The 11,686-nt window shown below is 41.0% G+C and carries 10 protein-coding genes; 5 read left to right on the top strand and 5 right to left on the bottom strand.

Annotated features, from left to right (window positions below; translation table 11 throughout):
- The first annotated feature begins 331 nt into the window (after positions 1-331).
- The gene (locus D7322_RS23000; protein WP_245971428.1) at positions 332-1,219 is read left to right on the top strand and encodes a DUF4886 domain-containing protein; all 888 of its coding nucleotides are present in this window, start codon (positions 332-334) and stop codon (positions 1,217-1,219) included.
- Between the two features lie 9 nt (positions 1,220-1,228).
- A complete protein-coding gene (locus tag D7322_RS22995; RefSeq protein WP_121126538.1) occupies positions 1,229-1,732 on the top strand; it encodes a DinB family protein in 504 nt (167 codons plus the stop codon).
- A gap of 88 nt (positions 1,733-1,820) precedes the next feature.
- On the opposite strand, the gene sucD is transcribed toward D7322_RS22995, so the two are convergent.
- Together sucD and D7322_RS22985 are read right to left on the bottom strand one after the other, a co-directional pair.
- Positions 1,821-2,693: a succinate--CoA ligase subunit alpha gene (gene sucD, locus D7322_RS22990; RefSeq protein ID WP_077438675.1), complete on the bottom strand. Its 873-nt coding sequence runs from the start codon at positions 2,691-2,693 to the stop codon at positions 1,821-1,823.
- A gap of 90 nt (positions 2,694-2,783) precedes the next feature.
- Entirely contained in the window at positions 2,784-3,317 is a 534-nt protein-coding gene (locus tag D7322_RS22985) for an RNA methyltransferase (protein WP_121126537.1), read from the bottom strand.
- A gap of 113 nt (positions 3,318-3,430) precedes the next feature.
- Here D7322_RS22985 and rpsT point away from each other — a divergent pair, with 113 nt between their 5' ends.
- Entirely contained in the window at positions 3,431-3,685 is a 255-nt protein-coding gene (gene rpsT / locus D7322_RS22980; RefSeq protein ID WP_046671646.1) for a 30S ribosomal protein S20, read from the top strand.
- 138 nt (positions 3,686-3,823) lie between these two features.
- Here the strand turns inward: rpsT and D7322_RS22975 are convergent, their stop codons facing one another.
- Together D7322_RS22975 and D7322_RS22970 are read right to left on the bottom strand one after the other, a co-directional pair.
- The gene (locus D7322_RS22975) at positions 3,824-4,675 is read right to left on the bottom strand and encodes a 3-keto-disaccharide hydrolase (RefSeq protein WP_121126536.1); all 852 of its coding nucleotides are present in this window, start codon (positions 4,673-4,675) and stop codon (positions 3,824-3,826) included.
- A 39-nt stretch (positions 4,676-4,714) separates the two neighbouring features.
- A complete protein-coding gene (locus D7322_RS22970) occupies positions 4,715-5,548 on the bottom strand; it encodes a helix-turn-helix transcriptional regulator (RefSeq protein WP_121126535.1) in 834 nt (277 codons plus the stop codon).
- 435 nt (positions 5,549-5,983) lie between these two features.
- Between D7322_RS22970 and D7322_RS22965 the strand changes: the two genes are divergently transcribed.
- A complete protein-coding gene (locus D7322_RS22965; RefSeq protein WP_121126534.1) occupies positions 5,984-7,477 on the top strand; it encodes an acetyl-CoA hydrolase/transferase family protein in 1,494 nt (497 codons plus the stop codon).
- A 306-nt stretch (positions 7,478-7,783) separates the two neighbouring features.
- Here the strand turns inward: D7322_RS22965 and D7322_RS22960 are convergent, their stop codons facing one another.
- The gene (locus D7322_RS22960) at positions 7,784-8,503 is read right to left on the bottom strand and encodes a DNA alkylation repair protein (RefSeq protein WP_121126533.1); all 720 of its coding nucleotides are present in this window, start codon (positions 8,501-8,503) and stop codon (positions 7,784-7,786) included.
- Between the two features lie 725 nt (positions 8,504-9,228).
- On the opposite strand from D7322_RS22960, the gene D7322_RS22950 reads away from it, so the two are divergent.
- A complete protein-coding gene (locus tag D7322_RS22950; protein ID WP_147430520.1) occupies positions 9,229-11,622 on the top strand; it encodes a PDZ domain-containing protein in 2,394 nt (797 codons plus the stop codon).
- Positions 11,623-11,686 lie beyond the last annotated feature (64 nt).

Raw genomic sequence — 11,686 nt, 5'->3', positions numbered from 1 at the left:
TGCTGGAAACAGTCAAGGGCTTCTTTCGTTTGGGTGCTCCCCAAGGACCTTTATTTATCCTCCGGTCCATTTCCTCCCTTTGCCGGTACTATGCCCCGCTCCATGTTCGCTATCAAGAAGCGGCGGGCCGAGCAAACTCCGGGAAAGGGGTACGCAACTAGGGACCCGCAAAGCAGTCCCGGCCACCTTATTGTATACTACTGTGGAGCAAAAGAGACTATGTATTGAATTATGTTTATAATCACCCGGCCGGAGAAAACTTGTCTTTCTTGCGTTATCATTGTATTTCTACGAGATATTCTCTAATTTAGTCATTACAGCAACGCAATTTATGATGAAAGCGAAACAGATATTCTTACTTAGTATTTTATTACTATTTTTCCTTAGTGGCAGGAGATTAAACGCACAAGAACAATCCTTGGATGATGGTGTTTTGCGTATATTGGCTATTGGAAACAGCTTTTCCGAGGACGCGATTGAGCAGAATCTTTATGAATTGGCAAAAGCGGGAAAGAAAAAAATCGTAATTGGTAACCTCTATATTGGCGGTGCGCCATTAAGCCTGCATGTAAACAATGCAAAAGAGGATAAGCCTGCTTATCGCTATAGGAAGATCAATCTGGAAGGCCATATGTCCGAGAAAACAAACGAACGGCTTTCGGAGGCTCTGGTTGACGAAGCCTGGGATTATATCAGTTTCCAGCAAGCAAGCCCTTTGTCGGGAGATTATGAATCCTATGCAAAGGACCTACCGCTCTTATATGATTACGTCACAAAACATGTCAAGTATCCCGAGACAAACTATATCTTGCATCAAACATGGGCTTATCAAAATGGTTCGCCCCATGAAGGTTTTGTCCGCTATAACCGTAATCAGAATACAATGTACACGGCCATCGTAAACACTTGTCAGGAAGTCTTTAATTGGGGTAATTTTGATCTATTGGTGCCTTCGGGAACAGCTATACAAAATGCACGGTCAAGCTATCTAGGCGATCAATTCACAAGGGACGGCTATCATCTTAACTTGGATTATGGACGTTTTGTCGCGGCTTGTACCTGGTACGAAGCACTGTTTAAAGAGAATGTTATAAATAATACGTTTTTGCCACTTAAAGTAACCTATATTGAAGGGCAGATAGCACGGGCGGCCGCACATCAAGCGGTGGAATCTCCTTATGGGGTTACTGTATTGAAGGATTTTCAATTAATGAAATAATATATTTATATGAGTATCAAAAAAAGCTATTTGGTCGAATTGGATCATGAAACAAAAAATACCAAACGTATTTTGGATCGGATACCAGACGAAAAATTGGATTGGCGTCCGCATGAAAAATCGTTGACTCTAGGAGAGCTTGCATCCCATGTTGTGGAGTTACATAGTTGGGTGTCTAAAGCGATACCAAAAGATACATTTGATTTTAAGGTAGATTATCATCCACTCAAAGTATCTTCAGTAGAAGAGCTTAAATTGATTCTTTCCGAGGGGTTGGAAAAGAACAAAGCTGCCATAGAAAACATAGCAGAAGAAGACTGGTTTAAGGATTGGGTGTTAAAATCTGGAGACTATGAAATAGCACGTTTACCACGCGCTGGCGCTATGCGTTTTATTGTTAACAACCATATCGTTCACCATCGCGGACAGTTGACTGTATATTTACGGTTACTCGGTATTCCAGTACCGGGTTTATATGGGCCTTCGGCGGATGAACCGATGCCCAGTATGTAGTATCATTTGGATATGGTATAGAAAAATAGATATAAAAATAAAGGGGATCAATTTGATCCCCTTTATTTTTATATGTGGAATTGTCTAATTATTTAGCCAATTCTTCAGCGATTGCTTTTCCAATTTCAGCTGGAGATTCAACTACACGGATACCACACTCACGCATAATTTTCATTTTTGCTGCAGCAGTATCATCAGCACCACCAACGATTGCACCGGCGTGGCCCATACGACGTCCCGGAGGCGCTGTTTGACCAGCGATAAATCCAACAACAGGTTTAGTACCGTGCTCTTTGATCCAACGCGCAGCTTCTGCTTCCATTCCACCACCGATCTCACCGATCATGATGATCGCTTCAGTTTCTGGGTCGTTCATTAATAATTCAACAGCTTCTTTAGTTGTTGTACCGATGATTGGGTCACCACCGATTCCGATAGCTGTCGTGATTCCTAATCCAGCTTTTACAGTTTGATCTACTGCTTCGTAAGTTAAAGTTCCTGATTTAGAAACTACACCTACGTTACCTTTTTTGAAGATAAATCCTGGCATAATACCGATTTTAGCTTCACCTGCAGTGATGATACCAGGGCAGTTTGGACCGATTAAACGAGATTTTTTGTCGCTCAGGTAAGATTTTACCTGGATCATGTCTTTCGTAGGGATACCCTCAGTGATACATACAATCACTTCGATACCCGCAGCGGCAGCTTCCATGATTGCATCCGCAGCAAATGCTGGAGGTACAAAGATAATAGAAACATTAGCTCCTGTAGCGTCTACTGCATCTTGAACAGTGTTGAATACAGGACGGTCTAAGTGTTGTTGACCACCTTTACCAGGAGTCACACCACCAACTACATTTGTTCCGTACTCAATCATTTGAGTCGCATGGTAAGTACCTTCGTTTCCAGTGAAACCTTGAACGATTACTTTTGAATCTTTATTAACTAATACACTCATTTCTTCTTTAAATTTTGCACACAAATCTACTATTTTGCTTTCTAAAATGGAAGCAATGTGGATAGGAATATGACCTTTATTGATAAATTTTTAGTTCAGATTGCGTTTTTGGATAAAATCCCAAAGGATAATGCCAATTGCGACAGATACGTTAAGTGAGTGCTTGGTGCCATATTGGGGGATTTCGATACAAGTATCGATTTTTTCCATGACTTCTTCATCGACACCATTGACCTCGTTTCCAAAAATTAAAGCATATTTTTTATCGGACTTTGGTTCAAATTGATGTAACATGACACTATCATCGGCCTGTTCAATGGCAATGATTGTATAACCTTCCATTTTTAGCTGGGCTACAACATCGATCGTTTCTTTGTGGTATTCCCAAGAGACAGATTGTGTTGCTCCCAAAGCCGTTTTTTCGATTTCCCGGTGTGGTGGCGTTCCGGTAATGCCACATAAGTATATTTTTTCAATAGCAAATCCGTCCGCTGTACGGAAGGCAGAGCCGACATTGTGCATGCTACGAACATTGTCCAAAACGATTGCGATAGGCGTTTTTTCTTGTTTTTTAAACGATTCAACATCTGTACGTTGAAGTTCATCCATCGATAATTTTTGCATGCCGCAAATATACTAAACCTAAAAAACAAAATAGATTTTGAATATTGAAAATAAGGTGTTATTTTTGCAGTCCGAATTACAAGAAAAAATTGAATAAAAATTAGCTAAAAAAAATGGCAAATCATAAATCAGCGATCAAAAGAATTAGAGCAAACGCTACTAAACGTTTAAGAAACCGTTACCAAGCAAAAACAACGCGTAACGCAATCAAAAAATTACGTCATACAACTTCTGCAGAAGAGGCAAAAACATTGTTACCACGCGTAATTTCTATGCTTGATCGTTTGGCAAAGAAAAATGTGATCCACAAGAAAAAAGCTTCTAACAACAAATCTAAGTTAACTAAATTCGTTAACGGTTTAGCGTAAGCTTCCTGTATAGATATTGAGGGGTACAGCTCGCTGTATCCCTTTTCTTTATGTTATATACTTTGGATTTCTCTTTCCAAGCGAATAGTAATAAAAAAAGCATCAGTACTGATGCTTTTTTTATGTTGTTACGATAAACTATTGCTTTAAATTGGGCAATAACTCCGCAATGACTTTTCTCAACTTATTGGGATCTTTCATATAGGGTTCCAAATCATATAGCTCTACCTTTTTGAAGTCGATGGGATGACTCTCACTCTGCAATGAAATGCTTCCTTTCTTTAATAGTTGTCCATCTTTTTTTACGGCAGGGTCAAAGTCAGTTACATTCCCACCCCCTATTTGAGGTTTGGTATATTGTAATACCACCTTGTCTTCAAGGATATGCTGTACAAGTGAATCACCCAATACCAGAAAATCTGCTGTTACCCATTGGTCTCCAGCATAGGTCTTTGATGTGGAGCTGATACAATGTGGGGTAAATAGTTTGTTATCGATGACAACATTTGTTCCCGGTGTACAGAGATTGCTCGTGGTACGTTCGTCCTTGCCATTTCCACCCAAGAGTTGTCCTTCGATGGATATGGGGAAATCTTGATCTACGCCCATCGTCTTGGGGTCTTGTCCATGTAGCATGGCACCGCTATTGCGCCAGGCCCAGCCTTCACCACCGGGAGCCTGCTCGCCTACAAAACGATAAGTGACACGTAATAAATAAGCAGAAAATTCTTTATCGTAGAATAGATGGCCATATTGAAAATTGAAATTATCGTAGCCATCATATCTGACTTTCAATAAACCATCTTCGACACGGAATGTGTTTTTATAGTTATCTCCAACCTTATGGTTTCGGATTTTTGGGGTCCAGTTTTTTAAATCTTTCCCATTGAACAATTGAATGGGCTTGGGTTTTTTGTCTTGAGAATTGCCAAATACGGAAGTGCTGAGTAATAGAATTCCAGCACTATAGATAATATGTTTGAATTTCATCCTAAATTAGGTTTATTGACCTAATTTAGGGAAACATTTTTAAATTAGCAATTCTTTTTGTTTGACATACTCGCTGGGGCGAATACCTACGACCTTATTGAACGTATTGCTGAATGTAGGTAAACTGTTATAACCGACTTTCAATGCGACCTCATTGACACTGAGTTTTTCATCCAGTAGCAATTTAAGGGCAGTTAGCATTCTGAGGATCGTATAATATTGAATAAAAGACATGTTTAATTCCTTCTGAAACAATCTGGCCAATGTACGTTCGCTGATATTAAATAAGCTCGCAAGTTTTTTAAAACTCACATTTTCTTCAATATTTTCTTCCAGATAAGTAACGATATCTTTTAATTTTTGGTGGCTTGGATAGGGCAATGCCAGCGGGAGTTCGTTCAAGGACAACTCAGGGAGGATAAGCTTAAATGCAGTCGCTAAGCTATATTTTGGTTCCTCGACGGGAAATATATTGCCATTCCAACGGTTGGTAAACATAATCAATTCAATCAGCAGATCGTTTACCGGATAGATCCCCATTTTACTGTAGAATGCAGTATCGCTGTTCGTCTTTGGAAAATATAGATTACGCATCACAACCTCCGGGGTACTCGGATGGATACTATGCTTTACACCCGCAGGAATCCACAGGTAGTGCCGAGCTGGCAAGAAATATGATTTTTCATCCGTTTTGATAAAAACGACACCACCCTCGGTGTATAAAAATTGATCCTTATCATGAGCGTGCTCAGTGATATGGTTCTCCGCTATGATGGCATGGTGACAATAAATGCTATCTTCAAATGAGTCGACCTCCGTCATGTAATAGCGGTTGACATATTTTGCATCGCTCGTTGTATCTTTTGTGTTCATTTTTTCCTATAAAACTACGCTGCAAAGGTAAGACTTTTTTACTAGACCTGACCTTGTTGCCCGTAAAGTGAGTGTATGCTTACAATAAAATTGCAAATAAAACACTGGAGAGTTAGTGTTTACTTACCGTGATTTAAATTTATTATTTTTAATTTGTTGAAAATCAGTTTTATATGAAGTTACTCTCTTTTTTTTATAAAATAATTGGAACTATATTTTTATTTATTTTATTGATATACAGTTGTTTAATTTTATTTCGTCTCCATTGAATAATTTTGTGTCGAATGGGAATAAATTCACTGTAGAAAAAAACACTAAAATTGTTTGTTTGAGAAATGTACACCGGGGTCTAATATCTTTTAAAATAGCGGATGTAAATAGGTTTCAATTTCTTAAGTTTACAAGAATAGCGTACATAAATAAAATTATAAGGATATGGCTTACGAAAGGATAAAAATTCAGAGCTTACACGATAAGGTTATTACAGCTGCCGAAGCTGCGAAATTATTTCAGGATGGTATGGTGGTTGGTTCAAGCGGTTTTACCAAAGCTGGCGATAGTAAAGCCGTATTACCGGCTTTGGCGGAAAGGGCTAAAGAGGATCCTTTGAAAATAACATTGATTACGGGTGCTTCCTTAGGACATGGTACAGACGGTAAATTGGCTGAGGCCGGAGCCCTGTCCAAACGGATGCCATTTCAGGTAGATCGTACCCTCCGCAATAAGATCAATGCCGGAGATGTACTTTTTATTGACCAGCATTTAAGCGAGACCGCTGAACTGTTGCACAATAAGAATCTTCCGCAAGTTGATATTGCCGTTTTGGAAGTCGCTGCGATCGAATCAGATGGCAGTATCGTTCCAACGACCTCCGTAGGTAATTCGGCAACCTTTGCTGCATTGGCTAAACAGGTTATACTGGAAGTAAATACGGCTATTCCGACTACTATTAAAGGAATACATGATATCTACCAGGCTGAAGACTATCCGCGTCGTAATGTTATCCCTATTGTAGCGCCTGAAAATAAAATCGGTCGAAAGACAATCCCATTGGATCCCGGCAAGATTGTGGGTATCGTTTTTACAAATGAACTAGATAGTCCGGCCGATATTGCCGAGCCAGATGACAAAACAACAGCAATAGCGAAGCATATATTGGCTTTTTTTGAAAATGAAGTTGAACTTGGGCATCTGTCTGAGAGTCTGATGCCGCTCCAGGCGGGAATTGGAAAAGTGGCGAATGCGGTACTAACAGGCTTTATCCATAGTAAATTTCATAATTTAACGATGTTTTCGGAGGTATTACAGGATAGTACATTTGACTTAATTGATGCGGGTAAACTGGATTTTGCGTCAGCCTCTTCCATTACCGTATCAGAAGAATGTTACTCCCGTGTATTCGATCATTTAGACAAATACCGGGACAAGATCGTGTTGCGTCCTCAAAATATATCGAATACACCGGGATTGATCAAACGGTTGGGTATCATTGCGATCAATACAGCGATAGAATTTGATATATATGGCAATGTAAACTCCACCCATACTTCAGGCACCAACATCATGAATGGTATAGGTGGTTCTGGAGATTTCGCCCGAAATGCTTACTTAAGTATCTTCGTCACACAGGCGGCTTCCAAGGGGAATGCGATTTCCCATATAGTCCCGATGGTATCCCATGTAGATCATACGGAACATGATGTTGATATCTTGGTGACAGATTATGGTTTGGCTGATCTGCGCGGATTGGCTCCTCGTGAGCGTGCGAAAGTTATTATTGAAAATTGCGTACATCCTGATTACAAATCACAACTGTTGGATTATTACAATCGTGCCTGCGAAAGGGGGGGGCATACGCCACATTTACTGGAGGAGGCTTTCAGTTGGCATATCAATTTGAGACAAACAGGAACCATGAAAAAAAACTAGCCAAATATATCGCTACTGGCTGAAAAAGAATAGGGCTAGCCGAATCTGCTCGGTAGCCCTATTCTTTTATAATTTCGTGCTTGTTTTTCCGCGTATCGTTTCAAATATTCTATTCTCTGGCGGCACCTTTGACTGTTGGACCGCTTTTGAGGATGCACATATTTCTCTCACTGTCTCATTTTACGACTATAATTACTAAACCAGCGGCTGTTTTTTCAGATTAGGATATTTTTCTCTGATCCAATTGCATCAGTCCTTTAAGAGGTTACATTCGTTTGCCTATTTACCAGCCTTTCTCAATGCTATCTATAATGACGTAGCGACCTTGTTCCGATTCAGACCGATGGTAATTTTTGTTCGAAACCATTGTCTGGTTTCTGAAGATTCAATCGTATCTATATGACGCGCGATGATGATAGGGTGGAATTTGGCGATGGTTTTAGCACCCCAACCGATTCCCTTTTTGATATGGAAATCCGTTGCACCGGATAGTGACAGCATCAGTTTGAACATGGTTTCAGCAAATTTTGTTGTCAGTCCTTTCTTTACGGCATAATGTGTGGCGACACCGACCGAGCGCACAACCCATTTATTCGGATCTTTAGTAAGCTGCTCGAGTAATGGGATTGTTTTTTCTGGAAAAGTAAGGAGAGCATGTCCAAGTACACGTTCACCTATAATGTCACATACATACCATTGGTCTCCTTTTATCATATACCAGCATGCTTTCTCGATCGACTGTTCCAGATGTATGGGGAGCTGTAGTTGTAAGATCATCCCCGCTATGACATAACTTCCCATTTCATCGGTAGCGATCAGTGCATCCGTAAAAACTGTCTGTTCATGTTCGGGTATCCACGTTACCATTTCCTTTGCAGCATATTCCAGAAGCGGAAAACTCACTTTCTTTTTTAGAAGTCCCACTTGTATAGCTATAAGAGAAGTGTCCGGCCCCCGCTGTTTCCAGCCCAGCTTAGCCTGCTCTAGGATTTCCCTGACATGGACTTTACTTGTGTTTTTTTCCATCGTAGTAACCTCTTTCTTTATTTTTGGTTCTTATAGAAGTTCCAAAAATTGTAATCTGTCATTGGTGCGTCTGTTATTCCGATATTTCGCCTATGTTGACGATCTGCCCGCGGTGATAAGTTCCGTGGATCATCAGATGCTGAATATATTCATACATTGAAAAAGTACATTGCAGCCAAGGCGATTCAACTTTTACATTTTTTTTAAATCTTCTTCCGAAAGACCTTTTACATAATCCTGAAGCTTTTGTGAACTCTCTTTAATGGCGCTGAAAATATCCGCTTTTTCACTAAAGTTTTTTCAAAATCAAAATCATTGTGTTCTGAAATATGGCTCCACCAATACTCCTGTGTCTGCCAGATATAGTCCAATGTTTTTAAGCTCATAATTTTGGGTTGATTGTTTTTACATCTTTAGGTAAATATAAATATCTTTCCATACAGATTAGACGATGATTGGTAAGCCTTTTAGTTGGGAATTGCATGAAGAGGGGACAGTAAAATAGAAGTAACACGCCGCGAATCGAATATTTGATAGTTAGATTATAGTGTAATAAGTGCTTAATAGATGTATATGAGAGGAAGTCGGCTTTTGGGGCAACAGCTAGAAAATAAACGGACAAAATAAACGGAATTTTAGGGTAGATTCTTGTATTAAAGATATCTTTAATACAAGGAAACTGAATCATAAATTGATCAGAAAAATAACCAACATGAAATACTAATATGATGAAAATACAATCGAGCCAAGCTGTGGGGCTATTTTTTATTGGAATGAGCTGCTTGGCGATCCCTGCTGCACAGGCACAGCAGTCCAGCACCGTCAGGCGTATATATATCAGTCCAAAAGGCAGCGACCAGAATGCGGGAACATCGGTAAAACCTTTTGCCACAGCTGATGCAGCCCTTCGTGCCGCAGAAAAATATAAAAAGGGAAAGGTCGGTTCCGGTATCGAAATTATTTTTAACGGCGGAACGTATTACCTCGACAAACCGATACAGCTCTTGGCAAATCACTCTGGTAATAAGAAACAGCCTTTAAGGATTAAAGCCGCCGATGGAAAGCAGGTCATCCTCAGTGGGGGCAAAACCCTTGATCTAAAATGGGAACAAGGCGATAAAGGGATCTGGAAAGCTAAAGTTCCTGCAGGATTGAGTTTCCAGTGTTTGTATGCCAATGATGCACACCTGATCCGTGCAAGGTATCCAAATTATGATGCCTCTATATTACCCTTTCAGGGGTATGCGGCAGATGCACTGAGCCCAGCACGTATCGCGACCTGGAAAAACCCGACCGGAGGTATTGTGCATGCGCTGCACGAAGGCCGTTGGGGTGGGTTCCACTACCGCATCACAGGAAAAGAGGGGGTGTCAAAAGTTACGCTTGAAGGCGGAGAGCAAAATAACCGCCCAAGCAAAATGCACGAGACCTATCGCTTTGTCGAGAATATTTTTGAAGAACTTGATACTGCCCAGGAATGGTATCTGGATGAGGCTAAAGCGACTCTATATTACATGCCAGCCAATGGTAAGGATCCTAATCAGCTTAAGTTTGTGGCTCCCCAACTTGAAAATTTAATCACTATTTCGGGTTCCGCTTCAGGTCCGGTACATGATATTGAAATCAGCGGCCTGCGTTTTACGCATACGGCACCTACCTTTATGAAAACTGCGGAACCACTGTTGCGCAGCGACTGGACTATCTATCGGCAGGGAGCGGTAAAGATTGAGGGTGCTGAAAATTGCACCCTTCGTGCCAATGATTTTGTCGAATTGGGCGGGAATGCTGTCTTTGTGAGCAATTACAATCGTGGCGTAAAGATCAGCAGCAACCGTATTGAACAGATCGGTGCCGGTGCCATCAACTTTGTAGGCGATCCCGAGGCTGTGCGCTCACCAGCGTTTCACTATGAGCAATTTGTTCCACTCGATCAGATGGACACTGTCAAAGGTCCCAAGTCTAAGAATTACCCTATGGATTGTGAGGCCAGTGACAATTTGATTCACAGCATTGGTCTGATCGAAAAGCAGGTCGCTGGTGTTCAGATCTCGATGGCTGAGTCTCTACTCATCTTGCACAACACGATTTACAATGTGCCCCGTGCGGGTATCAATGTCGGTGACGGTACCTGGGGCGGACATGAGATCGCCTACAACGACGTATTCAATACCGTGTTGGAAACCAGTGATCATGGCGCTTTTAATTCTTGGGGACGTGACCGTTTTTGGCATCCCGACCGTAAAGAAATGGATCAGATGACAGCAGCCCATCCCAACTTAATTTTACTGGATGCGGTCAGAACAACAAAAATTCACGACAACCGCTTTCGTTGCGACCATGGCTGGGATATTGACCTCGATGATGGATCTTCCAACTACGAAATCTACAATAACCTCTGTTTAGGCGGCGGATTAAAATTGCGGGAAGGCTTTTATCGCAAAGTATATAACAATGTTATGCTCAACAATGGTTTTCATCCACATGTGTGGTTTAAGGACAGCCATGATATCTTTCGGGATAATCTTTTGATGCATAGCCATCAGGATATTCAGGTTAAGTACTGGGGGGATGAGGTGGACCATAATATTTACACAAGAAAGGAAGACTTACTAAAAGATCAAACGAAGGGAGTGGAAAAATATGGACGTGTTGTTCCGCTGAATTTTGTCGATCCCGTCCAGGGCGATTTCCGGTTGAAGAACTGGAAAGATCAAGGTTTCAAAAATTTTGATATGCTGCATTTTGGTGTGACGAGCAAAAGACTGAAAAGCCTCGCTGCCAGCCCGGAGATACCGCGGCTGATCCAAAAAGACACAAAAGAGCAGGACTTGAAGTGGGCTTGGAAAGGCGGACAATTTAAGTCTGTCGAAACATTGGGCGAACAGTCAGCCGCTGGACTTCCATCGATTGCCGGTGTATTGATGCTCCAGCTGGAAGAAAAGAGCGCGCTTTATAAAAGCGGACTACGGGCCAATGATGTGATCTTGGACTATCAAGGCGAGAAAATAGATCAGTTAACGGACCTACAGCAAGCTATTAAAAAGCATATTCATGCCGATCAGCCAACAGTTGTTGTTTTTAGAAACCAGCAACAGGCGGAACTGATTTTGCAATTATAACATATGATATGCTGCAAGATCAATAGTTTAATAGAAATAGAAAGAGGCTTTAGACAGTCTCTTT

The organism is Sphingobacterium puteale (genome assembly GCF_003627955.1).
In the GTDB taxonomy this organism is placed as follows: domain Bacteria; phylum Bacteroidota; class Bacteroidia; order Sphingobacteriales; family Sphingobacteriaceae; genus Sphingobacterium; species Sphingobacterium puteale.
This window is presented reverse-complemented; position numbering and strand designations above follow the sequence as displayed.